This window comes from Kitasatospora sp. NEAU-69, from assembly GCF_057158765.1.
This window is the reverse complement of the sequence record NZ_JBWXUE010000003.1, coordinates 64859-88193: the sequence shown is the minus strand read 5'-3', so window position 1 is coordinate 88193 and position 23335 is coordinate 64859. Positions and strand designations below refer to the sequence as shown.

Genomic DNA, 23335 nt, shown 5'->3' with positions numbered 1-23335 from the left:
GACGTCTCCTGGGGAAGAGGCGGGCAGCCGTTTCTGTCCTGACCCTCGCATACCCTGGCCGGGTGGACGAACCGGACCTCTTCACCGCCGCCGCCGAGGACCGCCAGGCCAGGGAGCCCGGCCGGGCGCCGCTCGCCGTGCGGATGCGCCCGCGCACCCTCGACGAGGTGGCCGGCCAGCGCCAGTTGCTCAAGGACGGCTCGCCGCTGCGCCGGCTGGTGTCGGGCGCCAAGGGGCCGGCGGCGACCAGCTCGGTGATCCTCTGGGGGCCGCCCGGTACCGGAAAGACCACGCTCGCGCACGTGATCAGCCAGGCCGTCGAGGGCCGCTTCGTCGAGCTCTCCGCGATCACCGCGGGCGTCAAGGAGGTCCGCGCCGTGATCGACGGCGCCCGCCGGGCGGTCGGCATGAGCGGCACCGAGACGGTGCTCTTCCTCGACGAGATCCACCGCTTCTCCAAGGCCCAGCAGGACTCGCTGCTGCCCGCCGTGGAGAACCGCTGGGTCACGCTGATCGCCGCGACCACGGAGAACCCGTACTTCTCGGTGATCTCCCCGCTGCTCTCCCGCTCGCTCCTGCTCACCCTCCAGTCGCTCACCGACGAGGACGTCCGCGCGTTGCTGCGCCGGGCCGTCACCGACGATCGCGGTCTGGCCGGGCGGCTCACGGTCAGCCAGGAGGCCGAGGACCACCTGGTCCGGCTCGCCGGCGGCGACGCCCGGCGGGCGCTGACCACGCTGGAGGCGGCGGCCGGTGCGGCGCTGGAGCGCGGCGAGAGCGAGCTGACGCTGGCCACCACCGAGACCGCCGTGAACCAGGCGGCGGTGCGTTACGACAAGGACGGCGACCAGCACTACGACGTGGCGAGTGCGCTGATCAAGTCGATCCGCGGCAGCGACGTGGACGCGACGCTGCACTACCTGGCCCGGATGATCGAGGCTGGCGAGGACCCGCGCTTCATCGCCCGGCGGCTGATGATCTCGGCGAGCGAGGACATCGGCCTGGCCGACCCGACCGCGCTGCCGACCGCCGTCGCCGCCGCCCAGGCGGTCGCGCTGATCGGGTTCCCGGAGGCGCGGATCATCCTCTCGCAGGCGGCGATCGCCCTCGCGCTCGCGCCGAAGTCGAACGCGGCGTACCTCGCGATCGACGCGGCGCTCGCGGACGTGCGCCAGGGGCTGGCCGGGGCCGTCCCGCCGCACCTGCGCGACGCGCACTACGGCGGCGCGGGCAAGCTCGGCCACGGCCAGGGCTACCAGTACCCGCACGACCTGCCAGGCGGGATCGCGGCGCAGCAGTACGCGCCGGACGAGGTGCACGGCAAGGCGTACTACCGGCCGACCCGGCACGGCGCGGAGGCCCGGTACGCGGACACCGTCGAGTGGACCAGGTCCAAGCTCAACGGCGAGTAGCCCGGCCGGTCGACAACCGGCCGACAAGGGGCGGCGCAGAGCGCGGCTGAGCACCCGGTATACTCGATCGAAGTGCCATGTCCCGGGTCCGGCAGCCGCAACGCTGACCGGCCGCACCAGCGGGACGTCGGCCCGCAGCACCCCGCGAGGGGAGCTGCCAGGAGCGTCGCGCACCGTTTCAGGTGTCGCGGGCAGCCCACCACCTCTGCACAGTGGCGGTGGGCCACTCGTGTGCATGCACGCAAGTGCCCGGCCTCGGAGAGCGGCTGATCACCCCCGGGTGGTTTTTCTCCGGACCGCGAGAGGCGACCTCCGTCAACACCTGGTGAAGCCGTATTCGCACACTGAAAGAGGTTTGGTTCCATGGCGAACCAGAAGCGTCCCAAGGTCAAGATCGCGCGTGCCCTTGGCGTGCCGCTGACCCCGAAGTCCGTCAAGTACTTCGAGGCCCGCCCGTACCCGCCCGGCCAGCACGGCCGTGGCCGCAAGCAGAACTCGGACTACAAGGTCCGTCTGCTCGAGAAGCAGCGTCTGCGCGCTCAGTACGACCTGAGCGAGAAGCAGATGGCCCGCGCGTTCGACCGCGCGAAGAAGGCCGAGGGCAAGACCGGTGAGGTGCTGGTCGCCGAGCTCGAGACCCGTCTCGACTCGATGGTGCTGCGTTCGGGCATCGCCCGCACCATCTACCAGGCCCGCCAGATGGTCGTGCACGGTCACATCCAGGTCAACGGCAGCAAGGTCAACAAGCCGTCGTTCCAGATGAAGCCGGGCTACGTCGTCACGGTCAAGGACAAGTCCAAGGAGAAGGTCCCGTTCCAGGTCGCCCGTGAGGGTGGCTACGCGGGCGAGGGCGCGACCCCGAAGTACCTCGAGGTCAACCTCAAGGCGCTGGCCTTCCGCCTGGACCGCCTGCCGCAGCGTCGCGAGGTCCCCGTGATCTGCGACGAGCAGCTGGTCGTCGAGTACTACTCGCGCTGACCCGCGATTCCGCTACCGGGTGCGGTCTCCGTACCGGGTGGCGCGACGGAGCCCCCGCAGCCTTCGGGCCGCGGGGGCTCCGGCCGTTCCAGCGCGCAGGCGCCGGGCGCGGGCGGGGCGCCGTCCGTGCCGTCCGCGCCGAGCGCCCGCCGCACCGCCGCCTCCAGATCGAGCGCGGCGCCGCGCGCGAAGGCGGCGGTGAACTCGTGCTCGCTCAGCCCGGCCTTGGCCCGTGCCTCGCACTCCAGGTGCAGCGCGTTGAACGAGCTGGAGCCGAACAGCGGGATCCCGACGGCCTGCCAGATCCGGTGCGCCGCGCCTTGCAGCAGCCGGGCCTCGACCAGATCGGGCCGCTCGGGCGGCTCGGTGGCCAGCAGCGCGAGCATCTCCAGGCCGAGCACGATCCCGACCAGGTCGCGGAACAGGTGGTGCAGCCGCAGGCACTCGCGGGCGTGGGCCCGGGCCTGAGGGATGTCGCCGGCCAGCCACTGCGAGTACGCCATCGCGTAGAGCCCGTACGCGTACGCCCACTGCTCGCCGTACTCCTCGCAGAGCGTGCGGATCCGGCTCATCCACTGCTCGCCCTCATCGAGCTCGCCCTGGAAGATCCGGGCCAGGCCGAGCTCGAACATCGCCATCAGCACGTTGCTGTTCAGCTCGCCGATGGTCTCGTAGTGCCACAGCGCCTCCTCGAACAGCTCGGCGGCGCGGGCCGGGCGGTCGCCGATCAGGGCCGCGCAGCCGAGCCGGTGCAGCGCGTAGGCGAGCGCGCGGTCGTCGCCGGTGGCCAGCGCCTGCGCCCGGCACTCCTCCAGCACCGGCAGCGCCCGGCCCGGATCGCCCTGCAGCGTCGCCATGTAGCCGGTCACCCAGAGCGCCTTGGCCCGCGCCTCGGTGGGCGTGCGGTCCAGCGCGAGCGCCCGGTCCAGCCAGTGCCGGCCCTCGCCGAGGTGGCCGGAGCCGACCCAGTAGTACCAGAGCGTGCCGGCCAGCAGCAGCGCCGACTGCTCCTCGCCCGGCTCGGTCAGGCAGAACTCCAGCGCGGCGCGCAGATTGGTGTGCGCGAGCGTGGTCCGCTCGGCGGCCTGCTGCTGGCGCGGCCCGAACCACTCCGCCTCGCCCCAGCCGGCCAGCCCGAAGTACCAGTCGCGGTGCCGGCGGCGCAGCCGCAGCTCCTCCTCGGTGGCCTGCAGCCAGTACGCGCCGTAGTCGCGCAGCGTGTCCAGCAGCCGGTAGCGGACGATGCCGGTGCTCTCCTCGCGGATCAGCACCGACTTGCCGACCAGGTCGGCGACCAGTTCGAAGACGTCCTCCGGCTCGATCCCGTCGCCCGCGCAGACGTACTCCACCGCCTCCAGGTCGAAGCACCCGGCGAAGACCGAGAGCCGTGCCCAGAGCAAACGTTCCTGCGCCGTGCAGAGCTCGTGGCTCCACCCGATCGCGGTGCGCAGCGTCTGGTGCCGGGGGAGCGTGCCGCGCACGCCGCCGGTGAGCAGCCGGAACCGGTCGTCCAGCCGCAGCGTGATCTGCTGCACCGAGAGCGCGGCCAGGCGCCCGGCGGCCAGTTCGACGGCCAGCGGGATGCCGTCCAGCCGGTGGCAGAGCAGCGCGACCTCGGCGTGGTTGTGCGCGGTGACGGTGAAGCCGGGCAGCACCGCGGCCGCCCGGTCGGCGAAGAGCCGCACCGCCTCGGCCGGCTCCCCGAGCCGTCCGGGCTCGGGCGCGCCGAGGTCAGCGCCCGGGCCAGGGGAGCCCGGGGAGCCGAGAGGTGCGGAGACCGGCAGCGGGGCGACCTGGAGCAGGTGCTCGCCCGCCGCGTGCAGCCGCTCCCGGCTGGTGGCCAGCACCCGCAGCCCGGGCACGGCCCGCAGCAGCTCGGTGACCAGCTCGGCGCAGGCCGCCACCAGGTGCTCGCAGCCGTCCAGCACCACCAGCAGCCGGCGGCCCGCGAGCTGCTCGGCGAGCACGTCCAGCGGCGGCCGGGCGGTCGCGTCGGTCAGCTCCAGCGCCTCCAGCAGGGCATGGCCGAGCAGCAGCGGATCGTGCACCTCGCCGACCTCGACCAGGAACGCGCCGTCGGGGAAGCCGGGCCGCCCGTCGGCGACGGCCGCCGCCCGCAGTGCCAGCCGGGTCTTCCCGACGCCGCCGGGGCCGGTCACCGTGACCAGCCTGGCCTGTCTCAACAGCACGTCCAGCGCTGCCAGTTCGGCGCGACGCCCGATGAAGCTGGTGACCTCCGCGGGTAGCCGCCCGGGTCCGCCCGCTCGTTGCTGCGCCACCGGTCGCCCTCCAGTTCCGGGCCCGTGGACCGGTGCCCCGGTCCGCCCAACGAGGTGACCGGCCGGTAGGTTACGGTCGCGGTTCGTACGCCTGAACGCCTCACGCGCGCGCCGGGCCGCCCGGGTGGCGCCTCGCCAGCGGTTATCCGGTCGGGCCACGGGGTCCGGGCACGATAGGGTTGGCTGGCTGGACAGTGAAGGGAGCGAGCGGTGTCCGTGGGAGAGCTGGCCGGCCTACTGGTGGCCGTGGGCTGGGTTGTCCTGGTCACCCTGCTCGCCGTCGTGCTCGTCCGGCTGTCCAAGGTGCTCCGCGAGGCCACCGTACTGGTCTCCGCCGTCACCGAGCAGGCCGTCCCGCTGCTCGTGGACGCGAGCGCCGCGGTGCGCAGCGCGCACCAGCAGCTGGAGCGCGTCGACGACATCACCGCCAACGTGCAGGACGCCGCCGCCAACGCGAACGCCCTCTCCTCGACCGTCGCGGCCACCCTGGGCGGCCCGCTGGTCAAGGTCGCGGCGTTCAGCTACGGCGTCCGCAAGGCCGTGAGCAGGCAGCAGGGTTCGCTGACGCTCCCTCAGCAGGGCCCCGAGCAGGAGGCGCTGGCCAGGCTGATCCGCGCCGAGGTCCGAGCGGCGACCGCGCCGCGCGGCGGGCTGCTGTCCCGTGTCCGGCGAGCCGTGAAGGGCTGATGCACCGTGGTTCGACGCATCTTCTGGATGACGGTCGGCGCCGGCGCCGCCGTCTGGGCCATGAACAAGGCCAACGAGGCCACCCGCCGGCTCACCCCGGACAGCCTCTCCGGCACTGCCACCCGCGGCGCGATCCAGCTCGGCGACGCGGCCAAACGCTTCGCCCTGGACGTCAGGGCCGGCATGGCCGAGCGCGAGGAGCAGCTGCGCGCCGATCTCGGGCTGGACGGCAGCGCGGTGGTCGAGCCGCCGCGCCGGCGGCTGTCGGCCGGCGCCCGGGGCGGTGAGTACCGAGCTATCTCGGCGGCCCCCGGTTCGCCGGACGTCACGAACGTCACGAGCCCGGTCGCCGCCCTGCCTCCGACGCGCAGCAGCGCCACCACCCCCCACATCATCGCGTCAAAGCCCCGTCAGCTCGAACAGCGGCGGGACAAGCACCCTTAACCGGAAGGACCACTCATGGAGTCGGCAGAGATCCGCCGCCGCTGGCTGCGCTTCTTCGAGGAGCGCGGCCACACCGTCGTTCCGTCGGCGTCCCTGGTCGCCGACGACCCCACCCTGCTGCTGGTCAACGCCGGCATGGTGCCGTTCAAGCCGTACTTCCTCGGCGAGGTCAAGCCCAGCTTCTCCACCGCCACCAGCGTGCAGAAGTGCGTGCGCACGCTGGACATCGAGGAGGTCGGCAAGACCACTCGGCACGGCTCGTTCTTCCAGATGTGCGGCAACTTCTCCTTCGGCGACTACTTCAAGGAAGGGGCCATCAAGTTCGCGTGGGAGCTGCTCACCTCCTCCGTCGCGGACGGTGGCTACGGCCTGGAGAAGGAGAAGCTCTGGATCACCGTCTACAAGGACGACGACGAGGCCGAGCAGATCTGGCGTGACGTCATCGGCGTGCCCTCGGAGCGGATCCAGCGCCTGGGCATGAAGGACAACTTCTGGTCGATGGGCGTGCCCGGCCCGTGCGGCCCGTGCTCGGAGATCAACTACGACCGCGGCCCCGCCTACGGCGAGGAGGGCGGCCCGGCGGTCAACGGCGAGCGCTACCTGGAGATCTGGAACCTGGTCTTCATGCAGTACGAGCGCGGCCACGGCGACGGCAAGGACGGTTTCGAGATCCTCGGCGACCTGCCGAGCAAGAACATCGACACCGGTCTGGGCCTGGAGCGCCTCGCCGCGATCCTGCAGGGCGTCGACAACCTCTTCGAGATCGACACCAGCCGGATGATCCTGGACCGGGCCGCCGAGCTGACCGGTCACGACTACGGCCGCGACCACAAGACGGACGTCTCGCTGCGCGTGGTCACCGACCACATCCGCACCGCCGTCATGCTGATCGGCGACGGCGTCACCCCCGGCAACGAGGGCCGCGGCTACGTGCTGCGCCGCATCCTGCGCCGCGCGATCCGCAACATGCGCCTCCTCGGCGCGACCGAGCCGGTGGCCAAGGAGCTCACCGACATCAGCATCAAGGCGATGGGTCCGCAGTACCCGGAGCTGGAGAGCGACCGCAAGCGGATCGAGACGGTCGCGGTGGCCGAGGAGGCCAGCTTCCTGCAGACCCTGCGCAGCGGCACCAACCTGCTGGACACCGCCGTCACCGAGACCAAGCAGGCCGGCGGCGCGGTGCTCTCCGGCGAGCAGGCGTTCAAGCTGCACGACACGTACGGCTTCCCGATCGACCTGACCCTGGAGATGGCCGAGGAGCAGGGCCTCCAGGTGGACGAGGCCGGGTTCCGCCGCCTGATGCAGGAGCAGCGGGACCGCGCGAAGGCCGACGCCAAGGCCAAGAAGATGGGCCACGCCGACGTCGCCGCGTACCGCGAGGTCGCCGACAAGTCGGGCGCCAGCGTCTTCACCGGCTACAACAGCACCGAGGGCGAGGCCACGGTCGTCGGCCTGCTGGTGGACGGCGTCCCGGCGCCGGCCGCCACCGAGGGCGACGAGGTCGAGATCATCCTCGACCGCACCCCGTTCTACGCCGAGGGCGGCGGCCAGCTCGCCGACCACGGCCGGATCCGCCTGGACTCCGGCGCGGTCGTCGAGATCCGCGACGTCCAGCAGCCGGTGCCCGGCGTGGTCGTGCACTCCGGCGGCGTGCTCTTCGGTGAGGTCGTGCTCGGCGCCGCGGCGTACGCCACGATCGACATCGAGCGCCGCCGCGCGGTCTCCCGCGCGCACAGCGCCACCCACCTGACCCACCAGGCGCTGCGCGACGCGCTCGGCCCGACGGCCGCCCAGGCCGGCTCCGAGAACGCCCCCGGGCGGTTCCGCTTCGACTTCGGCTCGCCCGCCGCCGTCCCCGGCACGGTGCTGGTCGACGTCGAGCAGAAGATCAACGAGGTGCTGAGCCGCGAGCTCGACGTCACCGCCGAGGTCATGACGATGGACCAGGCCCGCAAGCAGGGCGCCATCGCGATGTTCGGCGAGAAGTACGGCGACGCCGTGCGCGTGGTGACCATCGGCGACTTCTCCAAGGAGCTCTGCGGTGGCACGCACGTCGGCAACACCGCCCAGCTGGGCCTGGTGAAGCTGCTCGGCGAGTCCTCGATCGGCTCCGGCGTGCGCCGGGTCGAGGCGCTGGTCGGCGTGGACGCGTACAAGTTCCTGGCCCGCGAGCACACCGTGGTCTCCCAGCTCACCGAGCTGGTCAAGGGCCGCCCGGAGGAGCTGCCGGAGAAGATCTCCGGCATGCTCGCCAAGCTCAAGGACGCGGAGAAGGAGATCGAGCGGTTCCGCGCCGAGAAGGTGCTGGCCGCGGCCGCCGGTCTGGCCGAGGGCGCCGAGGACGTCCGCGGGGTGGCGCTGGTCGCCGCCCGGGTCGCCGACGGCGTCGGTGCGGACGAGCTGCGCAAGCTCGTGCTGGACGTGCGCGCCCGCCTGGGCTCGCGCCCGGCCGTGGTCGCCGCCTTCACCGTGGCGAACGACCGTCCGCTGACCGTGATCGCCACCAACGAGGACGCCCGCGCGCGTGGCATCAAGGCCGGCGAGCTGGTCCGCACCGCGGCCAAGACGCTCGGCGGCGGCGGTGGCGGCAAGGACGACGTCGCCCAGGGCGGCGGCAGCAACCCGGCCGCCGTCGGCGAGGCGATCGAGGCCGTCCGCGCCCTGGTCGCGGAGCGCTCCGCCTGATGGAGTCCCAACTCCCGCAGGAGCCCAAGCCCTGGCGCCGGGGCCGGCGGATCGCCGTCGATGTCGGTGACGCCCGGATCGGGGTCGCGTCCTGCGACCCCGACGGGCTGATCGCGACGCCGGTCGAGACGGTCCCCGCCGGTGGCCGGTCGCAGGCGCGGCTCAAGGCGATCGTCGAGGAGTACGACGCGATCGAGGTGGTGGTCGGCCTGCCGCGCTCGCTCAGCGGCAAGGAGGGTCCGGCCGCCGAGAAGGTGCGCGGCTACGCCGGGCGCCTGGCGATGCTGCTCTACCCGGTGCCGGTCCGGCTGGTCGATGAGCGGATGACCACGGTCACCGCGGCCGCCGGCATGCGCGCCTCGGGCGTGAAGGCCAAGAAGGGCCGCTCGGCGATCGACCAGGCGGCCGCCGTGGTGATCCTGCAGAGCGCGCTTGAGACCGAACGGGTGAGCGGTCGGGCACCCGGCGAGAGTGTCGAGCCGATCAGCTGATCAGCCTGGCCTAGCGTGCTGTGCGAGGGGCCCGTCCGGACGCGTCCGGACGGGCCCCGACGCCATTCCGCTGGGGTGGCGGGCCCGGGGCGCCGCGCACGGCGCCTTCCGGCATCGGCGAGGCAAGGGGCTGGCACCGGTGGACCAGGACTCGGCGCCCGGGCTGACCCCGGGTCACCTCGGCGCGCCGCCGCTGGAGCCCGCGCCCTACCAGCTGCCACGGCAGTGGGAGCCGCTGGTCGAGACCGGCCCGGAGCCGGAGCCCGAGCTGCCCGGACACCGCCGCGGCCGCACTGGTCTGGCCTGCGGGCTCACCCTGCTGCTGCTCGCCACACTGGTCGGCGGCGTGGTGCTCGGCGGTGAGCGGCTGCTGAGCGGCGCCCTGCACACCCGGCCCGCCGACTACGCGGGCGCCGGGAGCGGCAACGCCGTGCAGATCTCGATCCCGCAGGGCGCGGGGCTGACCCGGATCGGCCAGATCCTGGCGCGCGAGGGGGTGGTGGCCAGCGTCAAGGCGTTCACCGACGCCGCCGCGCACGGCTCGGGGCAGCAGATCCTGCCCGGCACCTACCCGCTGCGGCTGCGGATGTCGGCCGGCGCCGCGCTGACCGTGCTCGGCAATCCGGTGAACGCCAACGGCCTGACCGTCCCCGAGGGCTGGCGGGCCACCCGGATCTACGCCTACATCGACCAGCGGCTGCGGCTGCCGGCCGGCACCACCCGGCAGACCGCCGAGCAGCACCGGGACGAGCTGGGCCTGCCCGACTACGCGGGCGGCAACCCGGAAGGCCTGCTCTTCCCGTCCACCTACGGCGTCAGCGGCGAGACCACCGCGCTCGGCCTGTTGCAGGAGATGGTCCGGCAGGCCGGCGGCGAGTACGACGCGGACGACCTCGCGGACGCCGGCCAGGGCGGCCAGCCCGCCGGCGGACCGGTCGGCGGGCAGATCGGCGGGCAGATCGGCGTGCAGGCACCCGGCGTTCAACTGGCGCCGTACCAACTGCTGGTGCTCGCCAGCCTGGTCCAGGGCGAGGCGGACAACCCGGACGACATGGCGAAGGTGGCCCGGGTGATCTACAACCGGCTCGCGCGCAAGCTCCCGCTGCAGCTCGATTCCACGATCAACTACGCGCTCGGCCGGACATCGCTGCACACCACAGCCGTCGACACCCAGCTCGACTCGCCGTTCAACACCTACCGGTTCCCCGGTCTGCCGCCGACCCCGATCGACAGCCCCGGGCACGACGCGATCCAGGCCGCGCTTAATCCGGCACCGGGGGACTGGCTGTACTTCGTGACCGTCCGACCCGGGGACACCCGGTTCACGGACAGTGAGCAACAGCACAGAAAAAACGTCGACGAGTTCAACGCCCACCAGGCCGCGAACCCGCTCCCGCCCAGCTCCGGCAAGGGCTGACGGACTGTGAGCGGTGCCTCCCGGCGGCGACCCTGCGCAAGGTGAGGACCGGTGGCTGTACCGTGCGGTACGGTAACGTCTCCCGTCAGGCGCTGCGCTAGCACGCCGGTTCGAGACACTGCCGGGACGTCGTCCCGGACGGCCGGTCCGATCAACCGCCCGTCCCACCGCCCTAAGGGATTCGATGACTGATCAGGGTCGGGGCTACGGCTCCCAGCCGTGGCACCCCGCCGAGCCCGGTTACGGTGAGCAGCCGCCGCAGGCGGTCGCTCCGGACGGGCAGGCCTACCACCCGCAGGATCCGTACGGGCAGGCGCAGTACCCGGTGCAGGGCCCGGAGTACGGGAACGACCTGGGTTACGTCCCGCTGGACCCCTACGCGCAGGGCCGGCAGCAGGCGGTTCAGCACCAGCTGGGGCAGCAGCAGCCGGGTCAGCCGCAGCACCTCCAGCCGCAGGGCGGGCCGATGCCGCAGGACCCCTATGGGCAGCAGCAGTGGCAGGGCCAGCAGCAGTATCAGCAGTACCCGCCGCAGCAGTTCCAGCAGATGCCCCAGCAGCCGATGCAGCAGCAGATGCCGCAGCAGCAGGGCCACCCGGGCCGGCAGCAGATGCCGAACCAGCAGATGCCCAACCAGCAGATGCAGGCGCAGCAGCAGATGCCGACCCAGCACATGCAGGCGCAGCAGCAGATGCCGCAGCAGCCGATGCAGCAGCAGATGCCCCAGCAGTACGCCCCGCAGCCCGTCGCCCCGCAGCCGGCCGGCGGCCCCGGCCCGGACGGCATCGACTGGGAGGCCGAGGCCGCGGCCCTGGAGGCCGGGCTCGAAGGCGGCGCTGCCACCGAGCAGTTCGACGGTGAGCTGTACGCCGAGGAGCAGTACGCCGAGGACCAGTACGCCGACGAGGACTTCCAGGACGGCGAGCACGCCGCGGAGGACCTGCACGAGGGCGAGTACGACGAGAACGGCGAGTACGTCGAGGCCGACGAGCACGCCGAGGGCGAGGAGCAGCACGAGTCCTTCCTCGGTGCGGAGGACACCAGCCGCGAAGCCGAGCTGAAGCGCAAGAAGGACGGCAAGAAGTCCGGCCTGCGCAACAGCGGCGCCTGCCTGGTGGTCACGCTGGTGCTGCTCGGCGGGCTCGGCGGCGCCGGCTGGTGGGGCTACGGCTTCTACCAGAAGACCTTCGGCCCGCCGGCCGACTACGTCGGCGCCGGCACCGGCAAGGTGCAGATCCAGATCAAGGACGGCTCCAGCGCCGGTGACATGGCGCAGGTGCTGAAGGACGCGGGCGTGGTGAAGAGCGTCGGCGCGTTCAACAACGCGTACACCAAGGCCGGCAAGATGCTCCAGCCCGGCTACTACAACATGGCCCTGCAGATGTCAGGCGACGCGGCCGTGGCGATGATGGTCAGCGAGGCCGGCGGCGACTCGCTGATCATTCCCGAGGGCAAGAGCTCCACCCAGATCTACGCGTTGATCGACACCAAGCTCAAGCTGCCGGCGGGCAGCACCGCGGCCGCCGCGAAGGCGAACGCGGCCAACCTCGGCCTGCCGGCCTACGCGAACAACAACCCCGAGGGCTTCCTCTGGCCGACCAGGTACTCGGTCAGCCAGGGCATGAAGCCTGAGGACCTGCTGAAGCAGATGGTCACGAACGCGATCGCCGAGTACACCTCGCTCAACCTGGACGCCCAGGCGCCGCAGGCCGGTCTGAAGACCGCGTACGACGTGCTGACCGAGGCCAGCATCCTGCAGGCCGAGGGCAACAACACGGCGGACTTCGGCAAGATGGCCCGGGTCATCTACAACCGGCTGAACACGGACGTCACCCACAAGAAGCTGGGGATGGACACCACGCTGGAGTACTCGCTCAACTCGAAGACGCTGACCAAGGCGCAGATCAACGACGGGTCGAACAAGTACAACACCTACGTCAACCCGGGCCTGCCGCCGACCCCGATCTCCAACCCGGGCGAGGACGCGATCAAGGCCGTCCTGGCCCCGACCCCGGGCGACTGGGCGTACTTCATCGCGATGAGCCCGACGCAGACCCTGTTCTCGGTCAAGTCGGACGAGTTCGCGGCGAACGTCAAGCAGTACTGCACCTCGCACGGCGAGGCGTACGACGCGCAGGCGGTGCACTGCGCCTGATCAGTGCGTCAGCTACGGTGCGCATGATCTTTTCGCAGCGCTTGAGGATCTCGTTGGTTAACGGTCCGCGCCGGTACTTGGATGCGAAGACCAAGTGGAGGTGAAAGGTTGTGCGCCACGAGGCGCTGTGATCCGCGTGCGGGTGTGAGACCCGCGCCGTCGTCCCGTCGCAGCGGGACGGCAGAAGCAGGGGGCAGTCGGGTTCGGTGAGTCGGCCGAGCCTGATGGAGAGCAGCCCCGACAACGACGGGACGCACCGGCACTACCGGACGGTGCGGGTCCGGCAAGCGAGACGGGAAGGTGGACGCGAGGAACCAGCGGTGTAAAGCCCCTCAAGACCTCCGCCAGCTCAAAACCCGGTGGATCTGGGCTGGATCGCGGTGCGCACCGCCCATACGGGCGGGAACTCCTGGATCGGATTGATCTTGCCGGTCGGGAGGCCACGGTGAAGGACTGCGGCGTAACCGTGGCGATGCCGCAGGGGCAAAGCTGGCCGCCTCACCCGACGAGCGGATCACAGTGAACGTGGGAACCATCCCGGAGCTCTCGTCCCAGCGCGCTCTCCAGGCGTGTCGGGCGGGAAGGCGCGTCGTCCGCCGACGGCCCGGAATGGGGCGGAGGGCTGGTAGTAGTCCGGGGGCGGGAAAGCCGTCCACATGGCGAAGCAGCCCAGCGGATTCAAGTAGTTGAGGAACTGCAATGGACGGAGACGCTGGTGAACACCGGTGATCTGTGGCCCGACCCTGACGGGGCCTGGCTGCGGGTACGACGGATGCAGACCAAGCTGCACCAATGGGCGGTCGATGATCCCGACCGCAGGTTCGATGATCTCTACAACCTCGTCCATCACCCCGACTTCCTCACGGTTGCATGGGAGAGGGTGAGGGGCAACAAGGGGGCACGCACCGCCGGCGTGGACCGGGTCATCCCGGCCTTCATCGCTGACGGCGCCGACATCGTGGCCTTCCTGAAGAACGCGCGGGAGCAGTTGAAGGCCCGCACGTTCACCCCACTACCGGTGCGGGAACGCATGATCCCCAAGCCGGGCAGCGGGGGAAAGCTCAGGAGGCTGGGGATTCCCACCGCGATGGACAGGCTCGTGCAAGCCTCTCTCGTACTGGTCCTGGAACCGATCTTCGAGGCGTCCTTCAAGCCGGTCAGCTACGGCTTTCGCCCCGAACGACGGGCCCATGACGCGATCGCCGAGGTCCACCACTTCGGCACCAAGGGCTACCACTGGGTGCTGGACGCGGACATCGAAGCGTGCTTCGACAACATCGCACACTCCGCTCTCCTGGAACGGATGCGCCGACGTGTCGAGGACAAGCGGGTTCTCACCCTGGTCAAGGCATTCCTGAAGGCGGGCATCATGTCCTCCGACGGCACGACCAGGGACACGAACACCGGCACGCCCCAAGGCGGCATCGCCTCACCGCTGCTGGCCAACATCGCCCTCTCGGCGCTGGATGAACACTTCTGCGCCAAGTGGGACGCTCATGGCAGCGGCGGCAGGCGGACAGCTCACCGCCGACGCGGAGGCGCCACCTACCGGATCGTCCGCTACGCGGACGATTTTCTGATCATGGTGTGTGGCACCCGAGCACACGCGGACGCGCTGTGGGAGGAGGTCGCGGCAGCGCTCGCCCCGCTGGGGCTTCGCCTGTCCGAGGCCAAGACCCGTGTCTGCCACATCGACGAGGGACTGGACTTCCTCGGCTTCCGCATCCAGCGGAGGCGTAAGAGAGGTACCAGCGAGTACTACGTCTACACCTACCCGTCGAAGAAGGCGCTGGCCTCCATCACGGACAAGGTACGGGCGGTGACGAACAAGAGAGGTCAACGAACCCTCGCCGACCTGCTCCGTCAGATCAACTCGGCGGTGCGGGGGTGGTGTTACTACTTCCGGTTCGGGGCGTCCACGGCCACATTCCATTATCTCGACGACTTCACTTGGCGTCGGGTCACCTTGTGGCTGAGGAAGCAGCACCCCGGGATCGACTGGAGGACTCTGCGGCGCCGATACCTGACCGGTGAACCCGGCTGGCGGCCCGAGGAGGACGGGATCACGCTGTTCGTTCCGCAGCGGGTGAAAGTGACCCGCTATCGCTGGCGCGGATACAGCATCCCGACACCGTGGGCGAAGACCGCGACGGCATGAATCGCGCGGCCCATCGGGAATCCGTGGAGCGCCGGATGCGGTGAGAGTCGCATGTCCGGTGCGGAGGGCGGGCCGGGGAAACGGGCTGGTCACAAAGCCAGTACCGCGCCCCGGTCCGACCCCTACTATAGGACCGTACGACCTTTGCGGATATTCGGATTTGGCTCCCGGTGCGGTGCCATGGATCAATACGATCACCGCTGTGAAGGTCGTCGTGAAGGTCAAGCTGATACCGGAGGCCGACCAGGCCACCGCACTGTCAGTCACCCTGCGTACGGTCAACGAGGCGGCGAACTGGGTGTCGGGGGTAGCGTTCCAGCGCGGTGTGCCGCGTGAGTACGAGTTGCGCAAGCACACCTATGCTGAGTTGAAGGCCCGTGGGCTGGGGGCGCAGGCGGCACAACACGTGATCAAGAAGGTCCGCGATGCCTACACCGCGCTGAAGGCGAACATCCGGGCCGGGCACCTCGGCAAGCCGGGTTCAAGGCGCCGGATCAGGGCGGAGTCCAAGCCGATCGCCTTCCGGCAGGACGCCGCACAGCCCTTCGATGACCGCTGTCTGTCCTGGCAGTTGGATGCCCGGACCGTGAGCATCTGGACCACGGCCGGACGTCTCAAGGGCGTGCGGTTCGCGTGCTCCCCAGGCGCCTTGGAGACTCTGCGCGGTCACCGGCAGGGCGAGTCCGACCTGGTCCAGCGCGATGGCGTGTTCTACCTGATTGCCACCTGTGAGGTCCCCGAGGTCCCGTTGAACGAGAACCCTTCGGGCTTTCTCGGTGTGGACCTGGGGATCGTCAACATCGCCACCACCAGCACCGGCTTCCAAGCGGCTGGGCGAGGCCTGAACCGCCATCGCAGGCGCCAGCTCGACCTGCGGAAGAAGTTGCAGGCCAAGGGCACCAAGTCAGCCAAGCGCCTCCTCAAGAAGCGCTCCCGTAAGGAGACCCGGCACACCACCAACCAGAACCACATCATCTCCAAGACCGTTGTCAGCACCGCTGAACGCACCGGCACGGGTATCGCCCTGGAAGACCTCACGGGCATCCGAAGCCGGGTACGGCTCCGCAAGGACCAGCGGACCTCTCTGCACTCGTGGAGCTTCCGCCAGCTCGCCTCCTTCGTCGAGTACAAGGCGAAGCGGGCCGGAGTGCCGCTGGTGTACGTCGATCCGGCGTACACCAGCCGGCAGTGTTCCGAGTGCCACCACGTCGAACGGAAGAACCGGGCGACACAATCGGAGTTCGCGTGCCGCGCCTGCGGCGTCATGATGCACGCGGATCATGGGGGCACCTCCCGGCCGAAGGCTGGGGGAGCGTCCCGCAATATCGCCCGCAAGGGCGAGAGAGTGTGGATCGCGGGGCGTGAGTCACGCGTCCCAGCCACCCCATGGGCGGCTCAGACGGAGGAGGACACGCGGCAGCCAGCCGTGCCCTACCTCCAAACCCGGTCGTTTACGGCCGAGTCAAGCTGACTAGGATCGGCGGCATGACCCAGCAGCAGCACCGGGCCGCCGTGCTCGGCTCACCGATCGCCCACTCGCTCTCCCCGGTGCTGCACAACGCCGGCTACCGGGCGGTCGGGCTGGCCGACTGGGAGTACGGCCGGTTCGAGGTGGACGAGGCGGGCCTGCCCGGTTTCCTGGCCGAGCTGCCGCCGGGGCGGTGGGCCGGTCTCTCGCTCACCATGCCGCTCAAGCGCGCGGTGATCCCGCTGCTGGACGAGGTGAGTGAGACCGCGCTGGCCGTGGACGCGGTCAACACCCTGGTCTTCGAGCCGGACGGCCGCCGCACCGGCGACAACACCGACGTGCCGGGCCTGCTCGCCGCGCTGCGCGAGCGCGGGGTCGAGCAGGTGCCGGCCGCCGCCGTGCTCGGCGCCGGCGCCACCGCCTCCTCGGCGCTGGCCGCGCTCGGCGGGATCTGCACCGGCGAGGTCACCGTCTACGTCCGCAGCCCCGAGCGGGCCCGGGAGATGCAGGCGCTCGGTGAGCGGCTCGGGGTCGCGGTGCGCACCGCCGACTGGGCGCGCGGCGCCGAGGCGCTGGCCGGGCCGCTGACGGTGTCGACCACCCCGGTCGGCGCGACGGACGGCTTCGCGGCAGGACTGACCGCCGCGCCCGGTGCGCTCTTCGACGTGCTCTACCACCCGTGGCCGACCGCGCTGGCCGCCGCCTGCGCCGAGCGCGGTGCGACCGTGCTGGGCGGTCTCGACCTGCTGGTGCACCAGGCGGTGCTGCAGTTCGAGCGGTTCACCGGCCGGACGCCGGGCCCGCTGGCCGCGATGCGCGCGGCGGGCGAGGCGGCGCTGGCGGCCGCGCCCGCGGCCTGACCGGGCCGCGCCGGCACCGGCGCGCGGGTCAGTGCGCGGCGCTCGGTTCGCGGCCGCGCAGCACCGCGATCAGCCCGAACAGCGAGACGACCGCCCAGACGCCTTCCAGCAGCAGGAACCCCCACTGCGCGGTGAACGCGGCCTGGGTGGCGAGGATCGCCGAGCCGGCGAGGTTGAAGACCAGGTACCCCCGGGACCGCGCGCTCATCCGGCCCCACTGGGCCAGCGCGAACGGGATCAGGATCAGGATCGACCCGGCGATCTGAACGGCCTGCTCCATGACGGCGCACCTCCATGCGATCGCGTCGTCTTGTCGGTCCGGGTACGGCGCGTCTCGTCCGGTGGCCGCGGAGCGCGGTCCGCCTCCATTCTGCCCGATCTCTCGCACGTGTGGGCGGCAAACGTACGGGTGACCGACCGACCGCGGATCGAGCCGCCCGCCCGCGCCTGTCCGCCACGCTGTCCGCCAAACGGACCGTGGCCCGGTGTCACCGGTCGGCATGAAAGGATTCGACCAGGGCCCGTACCACCGGGTCCGCTGGGATGGAGGCCGGCCGGGGCCGCGGCGAGCAGCGCCGTGACCCGACCGCTGACGAAGGAGCACCGTTGGGTACGTTGCGCTGGCTGACCGCAGGGGAGTCGCACGGCCCCGCGCTGGTCGCGACCCTGGAGGGCCTGCCCGCGGGCGTGCCCGTCACCACCGCGGACGTGGCCGACGCGCTGGCCCGGCGCCGGCTCGGCTATGGCCGCGGCGCCCGGATGAAGTTCGAGCAGGACGAGGTGACCTTCCTCGGCGGTGTCCGGCACGGCCTGAGCATGGGCAGCCCGGTCGCGATCATGGTCGGCAACACCGAGTGGCCGAAGTGGGAGCAGGTGATGTCGGCCGACCCGGTGGATCCGGAGATCCTGGCCGGCCTGGCCCGCAACGAGGCGCTGACCCGCCCGCGTCCCGGTCACGCCGACCTGGCCGGCATGCAGAAGTACTCGATCGACGAGGCCCGCCCGATCCTGGAGCGCGCCAGCGCCCGGGAGACCGCCGCCCGGGTCGCCCTCGGCGTGGTCGCCCGCTCCTTCCTCAAGGAGACCTGCGGCATCGAGCTCGTCTCGCACGTGGTCGAGCTCGGCGCCGCCAAGGCCCCGGCCGGCTCGCTGCCGCTGCCCGCCGACGAGGCCCGGCTCGACGAGGACCCGGTGCGCTGCCTGGACGCCGACGCCTCGAAGCGGATGGTCGCCGAGATCGACCAGGCCCACAAGGACGGCGACACGCTCGGCGGCGTCGTCGAGGTGCTCGCGTACGGCGTGCCGGTGGGCCTGGGCTCGCACGTGCACTGGGATCGCCGCCTCGACGCCCGGCTCGCCGCCGCGCTGATGGGCATCCAGGCGATCAAGGGCGTCGAGGTCGGCGACGGCTTCGAGCTCGCCCGGATCCCCGGCTCGCAGGCGCACGACGAGATCGTGCCGAGCGCGGACGGCGTCAAGCGCACCTCCGGCCGCTCGGGCGGCACCGAGGGCGGCCTGTCCACCGGCGAACTGCTGCGGGTGCGCGCCGCGATGAAGCCGATCGCGACCGTCCCGCGCGCGCTGCGCACCATCGACGTGCGCACCGGCGAACCCGCCAAGGCGCACCACCAGCGCTCGGACGTCTGTGCGGTGCCGGCCGCCGGCATCGTCGCCGAGGCGATGGTCGCGCTGGTGCTGGCCGACGCGGTGAGCGAGAAGTTCGGCGGCGACCACGTCACCGAGACCCGCCGCAACGTCCAGAGCTACCTCGACCACCTGATCGTCCGATGAGCGCCGCGACCGGGCCCGTCGTCGTCCTGGTCGGCCCGCCCGGCGCCGGCAAGAGCACGGTCGGCCGGCTGCTCGCCGACCGCCTGGGCACCGCGTTCCGGGACACCGACGCGGACATCGAGAAGGTGGCCGGCAAGCCGATCCCGGACATCTTCGTCGAGGACGGCGAGCCGTACTTCCGCGCGCTGGAGCGCGAGGCGGTGGCCGCCGCGCTGACCGACCACCAGGGCGTCCTCGCGCTGGGCGGCGGGGCCGTGCTGGCCGACGCCACCCGGGCGCTGCTGGCCGGCCGCCCGGTGGTCTTCCTGGACGTCGCCCTGAACGACGCCGTCAAACGGGTCGGCCTGGACGCCCCGCGCCCGCTGCTCGCGGTCAACCCGCGCCAGCGGTGGCGCGAGCTGATGGAGCAGCGCCGCCCGCTGTACCTGGAGGTCTCCGCCGCCGTGATCAGCACCGAGGGACGCACCCCGGAGCAGGTCGCGGCCGCGGTACTGGAATCGCTGGAGTTGAAGGAAGCATGACCGACACCGTCACCATCCACGTCGGCGGCTCGGCCGGCCACGACCCGTACGACGTGCTGATCGGCCGTCAGCTGCTCGGTGAGCTGAGCGGGTTGATCGGTACCCAGGCCAAGCGGGTCGCGATCATCTGCCCTGAGGCGCTGGGCGCCACCGGCGACGCGATCCGCGAGGACCTCGCCGCCCAGGGCTACGAGGCGATCGCGCTCCAGGTGCCGAACGCCGAGGAGGCCAAGAGCGCCGAGGTCGCCGCGTACTGCTGGTCGGTGCTCGGCCAGACCGGTTTCACCCGCTCCGACGTGATCGTGGGCCTGGGCGGCGGCGCCACCACCGACCTGGCCGGCTTCGTCGCGGCGAGCTGGCTGCGCGGGGTGCGCTGGGTCGCGATGCCCACCACGCTGCTCGGCATGGTGGACGCGGCGGTCGGCGGCAAGACCGGCATCAACATCGCCGAGGGCAAGAACCTGGTCGGCGCGTTCCACCCGCCGGTGGGCGTGCTGGCCGACCTGGACACGCTGGAGACGCTGCCCAAGCACGACTACGTCTCCGGCCTGGCCGAGGTGATCAAGTGCGGGTTCATCGCCGACCCGGTGATCCTCGACCTGGTCGAGAGCGACCCGGCCGGCACCGTCACCCCGGCCGGCCCGCACACCGTCGAGCTGATCCGGCGCGCGATCCAGGTCAAGGCCGACGTCGTCTCCGGCGACCTCAAGGAGGCCGGGGCGCGCGAGATCCTCAACTACGGCCACACGCTGGCCCACGCGATCGAGCGCAACGAGCGGTACAAGTGGCGGCACGGCGCTGCGGTCTCGGTCGGCATGGTCTACGCGGCCGAACTGGGCCGTCTCGCGGGCCGGTTGGACGACGAGACGGCCGACCGGCACCGCGCGGTGCTGGCCTCGGTCGGACTGCCGCTGGCCTACCGGGCGGACGCCTGGCCGAAGCTGCTGGACGCGATGAAGGTGGACAAGAAGTCGCGCGGCGACCTGCTGCGCTTCATCGTGCTGGACGGCCTGGCGAAGACCTCGGTGCTGGAGGGCCCCGACCCGTCCCTGCTGGTCGCGGCGTACGCGGAGGTCTCCTCGTGAGCGATGCCTACGTGCAGCGGGTCCTGGTACTGAACGGTCCGAACCTGGGCCGGCTCGGCAGCCGCGAGCCGGACGTCTACGGCGCCACCTCGTACGCCGGCCTGGTCGAGCGCTGCGCGGCGGTCGGCAAGGAGCTCGGCTTCGCGGTGGAGGTCAAGGAGACCAACTCCGAGCAGCAGATGATCGAGTGGCTGCACTGGGCGGCCGACGAGCAGACGCCGGTGGTGATCAACCCGGGCGCCTTCACGCACTACTCGTACGCGATGCGGGACGCGGCCGCCCAGCGCACCGCGCCGCTGATCGAGGTGCACATCTCCAACCCGTACGCCCGGGAGGAGTTCCGCCACACCTCGGTGATCGCGGCGATCGCCTCCGGGACGATCGCGGGCTTCGGGATCGGCTCCTACGAGCTGGCGCTGCGGGCGCTCGCGGACCAGCTGACGGCGCGCTGAGTCGAATAGCCGGGCAAGACTGCAGGGACGGCCGCCGGGAGGATCCGGCGGCCGTCCCTGCGGTCCGTTCGGGGCAACAGTGCGTGGTGATGGGCGTGGCGACCGGTTGCCGCGCAGGTGGCAGGGCCTACTGGTGTGCGGCCTTGTCTGACTGACACACAGTCAGATCCACGTCACTGTGAAGGGGCGGGGATTCCGTCATGTCACGACGCTGGGCGGGTAGTGCCGCCACCGTTCTGCTCGCTACCGCGAGCCTCTCCGTCCTCAGCGCCGGTGCCCCGGCCGCCGGGGCACCGGGCGGGGCCGGTACCCGTACGGTCGACTACCAGGGTTACCGGCTCCAGGTGCCGGCCGACTGGCCGGTCGTGGACCTCGCCGCCGCCCCGCGCACCTGCGTGCGGTTCGACCGGCACGCCGTCTACCTGGGGACCCCGGGAGCCGATGAGGACTGTCCGGCCCACCCGTCGGCCGGGCGCACCGAGGCCCTGGTGATCGAGCCCGCGCCGGCGCCGACCGCCTTCGCGCCGGCCGCGCCGCTGAGCGACCCGGGCGCCGCACCGTCGCACGGGATCATCGCGGCGGGCGAGAGCAGCCGCGAGATCCGGGTCCAGATCCGCGGCACCGGGCTGCAGGTGACGGCCAGTTACGGCAGCTCCGCGGAGAAGGTGGCCGCGATCCTGGCCGGCGCGCACCGGAGCGCCGGCTCCGCGACGGCCCGTCCGACGGCCGGCACGGAGTCCGCAGCGCCGCGCACACCCGCGCGCAGGCCCGCGCGCCCCAACAGCCGGACGCCGCGCTCGGCGGTGAGCGCCCCGAGCACCGACGCGAACGGGACGGGCTTCGACGCCTGCACGGCGCCGTCGGCCGCCACCATGTCGAACTGGATCAACAACTCGCCGTACTCCACCGTCGGGATCTACCTCGGCGGTCGCCGGGCCTGCGCCCAGCCGAACCTGACGCCGAGTTGGGTCGCCGACCGCGCGGCCGAGGGCTGGTCCTTCCTGCCGATCTACGTCGGCCTGGACGCCTCGACGATGTCCGGTGACCCGGGCACCGCCCGTGGGCAGGGCGCGAGTGCCGCGAACGACGCGGCCTCGGCGGCCGGCGCGCTGGGCTTCACGCCGGGTGCGGTGGTCTACGTCGACATCGAGGCCTACGACTCCTCGCTGTACGCGACCGCCGTCCTGAACTACGTCAGCGGCTGGAACGACACGCTCCACGCGCGCGGCTACCGCGGCGGCGTCTACTCGAGCGCCGACAGCGGGGTCAAGGACCTCGCCGACAACTACACCAACGGCGCGTACACCTCCCCCGACGTCATCTGGTCGGCGGCCTGGAACTCCTACCACGACACCTCGGACACCGGCATGGGCCTTGCCTCGTACGGCCCGGGCTACTGGCCGGGCGGGCGCCGGGTCCACCAGTACAGCGGGGACCTGAGCGTGAACTACGGCGGCATCGCGCTCCAGGTGGACGAGGACGCGCTGACGGTCGGCGCCGAGGCGACCGGGACCACGATGCAGCCGGGACAGCGACTGGACCCGGGCAACAGCATCTCCAGCTCGACGATGACGCTGACCATGCAGGGCGACGGCAACCTGGTGCTCTACGCCCGCACCGGCCCCTCGGGCCAGGGGCCCGCGATGTGGAGCACCGACACCTGGGGCAACCCGGGCGCGTACGCGCTGATGCAGTGGGACGGCAACTTCGTCGTCTACGGCGGCGACGGGTCGGTGCTCTTCGCGACCAACTCCTACGGGCAGCCCGGGAACCGGCTGACCGTGCAGGACGACGGCAACGTCGTGCTCTACCGGACGGACGGCTCGCCGGCCTGGGCGAGCGGCACCTTCGAGCACGGTCCGGTGATCCCCCCGGGGGACGGCCTCGCCCCGGGCCGGTGGACCGAGAACACCCTCACCCGCCTGGAGATGCAGGCGGACGGGAACCTGGTGATCTACCGCAAGCGCGACGGCGCGCCGCTCTGGTCCAGCGGCACGTTCGGCAACCCGGGCGCGTACGCCGTCATGCAGAACGACGGCAACCTCGTGGTCTACCGCCAGGGCGGCGGCGCCACCACGGGCGGTGCGCTGTGGGCCAGCGGCACCTGGGGCAACCCGGGCGCGTACGCCGTCATGCAGAACGACGGCAACTTCGTCGTCTACCGCCAGAACGGCGGCCAGGGCAGCGGCGGCGCGCTCTGGGCCAGCGGCACCTGGCGAAACGCGAGCTGACGCCGGACCGCCCCCTCGTCCGGACCGCCCTCTCTACCCGCCTGTCAAACCTAGACCGACCGGCAAATGGTGGGCGGCGTCGCGACGCCCGTGCTCTCGCCTGGACGGCTTCTCCTCAGTCGCCAATGCTCCGCAGTGGCTCCCTCGTCGGCACCGCCCAGACTCGGCCCGGACGCCGCTCCTTCCTCCACCCACCATTTGCCGGTCGGTCTTTCGTTTGT

General features: G+C 71.6%; 18 protein-coding genes and 1 riboswitch. Of the genes, 16 read left to right on the top strand and 2 right to left on the bottom strand.

Translation table 11 applies throughout. From position 1 onward, the window contains the following. Positions 1-62 precede the first annotated feature (62 nt). Together AC060L_RS04650 and rpsD are read left to right on the top strand one after the other, a co-directional pair. The gene (locus AC060L_RS04650) at positions 63-1412 is read left to right on the top strand and encodes a replication-associated recombination protein A (RefSeq protein ID WP_483797154.1); all 1350 of its coding nucleotides are present in this window, start codon (positions 63-65) and stop codon (positions 1410-1412) included. 363 nt (positions 1413-1775) lie between these two features. Further along, positions 1776-2390 (top strand): 30S ribosomal protein S4, encoded by a 615-nt coding sequence (gene rpsD / locus AC060L_RS04645; RefSeq protein ID WP_184940435.1) that lies wholly within the window; start codon positions 1776-1778, stop codon positions 2388-2390. Here rpsD and AC060L_RS04640 read toward each other — a convergent pair. After that, positions 2378-4669 carry an ATP-binding protein gene (locus AC060L_RS04640; protein ID WP_483797153.1) on the bottom strand — a complete coding sequence of 764 codons (2292 nt, stop codon included), beginning with the start codon at positions 4667-4669 and terminating at the stop codon, positions 2378-2380. The two genes, rpsD and AC060L_RS04640, sit on opposite strands and share 13 nt — an antisense overlap. A 210-nt stretch (positions 4670-4879) precedes the next feature. Between AC060L_RS04640 and AC060L_RS04635 the strand changes: the two genes are divergently transcribed. The 9 genes from AC060L_RS04635 (at position 4880) to AC060L_RS04595 (ending at position 17034) form a co-directional block, all read left to right on the top strand. Further along, on the top strand, positions 4880-5356 hold the full coding sequence (locus AC060L_RS04635; RefSeq protein ID WP_483797152.1) for a DUF948 domain-containing protein: 477 nt from the start codon (positions 4880-4882) through the stop codon (positions 5354-5356). Between the two features lie 6 nt (positions 5357-5362). After that, positions 5363-5800, top strand: coding sequence for a DUF6167 family protein (locus AC060L_RS04630; protein ID WP_483797150.1), 438 nt, complete (start codon positions 5363-5365; stop codon positions 5798-5800). A 15-nt stretch (positions 5801-5815) separates the two neighbouring features. Continuing rightward, the gene (gene alaS / locus AC060L_RS04625) at positions 5816-8485 is read left to right on the top strand and encodes an alanine--tRNA ligase (protein ID WP_483797148.1); all 2670 of its coding nucleotides are present in this window, start codon (positions 5816-5818) and stop codon (positions 8483-8485) included. After that, a complete protein-coding gene (gene ruvX / locus AC060L_RS04620) occupies positions 8485-8976 on the top strand; it encodes a Holliday junction resolvase RuvX (protein WP_483797147.1) in 492 nt (163 codons plus the stop codon). The genes alaS and ruvX overlap by 1 nt, the downstream gene beginning before the upstream one ends. A 139-nt stretch (positions 8977-9115) precedes the next feature. Beyond that, positions 9116-10393, top strand: coding sequence for an endolytic transglycosylase MltG (gene mltG / locus AC060L_RS04615; RefSeq protein ID WP_483797145.1), 1278 nt, complete (start codon positions 9116-9118; stop codon positions 10391-10393). Between the two features lie 184 nt (positions 10394-10577). Further along, positions 10578-12548, top strand: coding sequence for an endolytic transglycosylase MltG (mltG, locus tag AC060L_RS04610; RefSeq protein WP_483797144.1), 1971 nt, complete (start codon positions 10578-10580; stop codon positions 12546-12548). Between the two features lie 715 nt (positions 12549-13263). After that, positions 13264-14706, top strand: a complete 1443-nt coding sequence (gene ltrA, locus AC060L_RS04605; protein WP_483797142.1) for a group II intron reverse transcriptase/maturase — start codon at positions 13264-13266, stop codon at positions 14704-14706. Positions 14707-14908: 202 nt separating this feature from the next. Further along, positions 14909-16177, top strand: coding sequence for an RNA-guided endonuclease InsQ/TnpB family protein (locus AC060L_RS04600; protein WP_483797141.1), 1269 nt, complete (start codon positions 14909-14911; stop codon positions 16175-16177). A 14-nt stretch (positions 16178-16191) separates the two neighbouring features. Further along, a complete protein-coding gene (locus AC060L_RS04595) occupies positions 16192-17034 on the top strand; it encodes a shikimate dehydrogenase (protein ID WP_483797140.1) in 843 nt (280 codons plus the stop codon). A gap of 28 nt (positions 17035-17062) precedes the next feature. Here the strand turns inward: AC060L_RS04595 and AC060L_RS04590 are convergent, their stop codons facing one another. Continuing rightward, a complete protein-coding gene (locus tag AC060L_RS04590; protein WP_483797139.1) occupies positions 17063-17314 on the bottom strand; it encodes a CBU_0592 family membrane protein in 252 nt (83 codons plus the stop codon). Between the two features lie 19 nt (positions 17315-17333). After that, a riboswitch (guanidine-III (ykkC-III) riboswitch) is annotated at positions 17334-17397 on the bottom strand. A gap of 243 nt (positions 17398-17640) precedes the next feature. On the opposite strand from AC060L_RS04590, the gene aroC reads away from it, so the two are divergent. The 5 genes from aroC to AC060L_RS04565 all read left to right on the top strand — a co-directional run bounded on the left by aroC (position 17641) and on the right by AC060L_RS04565 (position 23114). Next, entirely contained in the window at positions 17641-18825 is a 1185-nt protein-coding gene (gene aroC, locus AC060L_RS04585) for a chorismate synthase (RefSeq protein WP_483797138.1), read from the top strand. Beyond that, positions 18822-19346, top strand: coding sequence for a shikimate kinase (locus AC060L_RS04580; RefSeq protein WP_483797136.1), 525 nt, complete (start codon positions 18822-18824; stop codon positions 19344-19346). Before aroC ends, AC060L_RS04580 begins: the two co-directional genes overlap by 4 nt. Then, entirely contained in the window at positions 19343-20431 is a 1089-nt protein-coding gene (gene aroB, locus AC060L_RS04575; protein ID WP_483797134.1) for a 3-dehydroquinate synthase, read from the top strand. Before AC060L_RS04580 ends, aroB begins: the two co-directional genes overlap by 4 nt. Before the next feature lie 11 nt (positions 20432-20442). Beyond that, a complete protein-coding gene (gene aroQ, locus AC060L_RS04570) occupies positions 20443-20883 on the top strand; it encodes a type II 3-dehydroquinate dehydratase (RefSeq protein ID WP_483797428.1) in 441 nt (146 codons plus the stop codon). A 200-nt stretch (positions 20884-21083) separates the two neighbouring features. After that, complete coding sequence (locus AC060L_RS04565) at positions 21084-23114, top strand: glycoside hydrolase domain-containing protein (protein WP_483797132.1); 2031 nt, start codon at positions 21084-21086, stop codon at positions 23112-23114. The last annotated feature ends 221 nt before the right edge of the window (positions 23115-23335 follow it).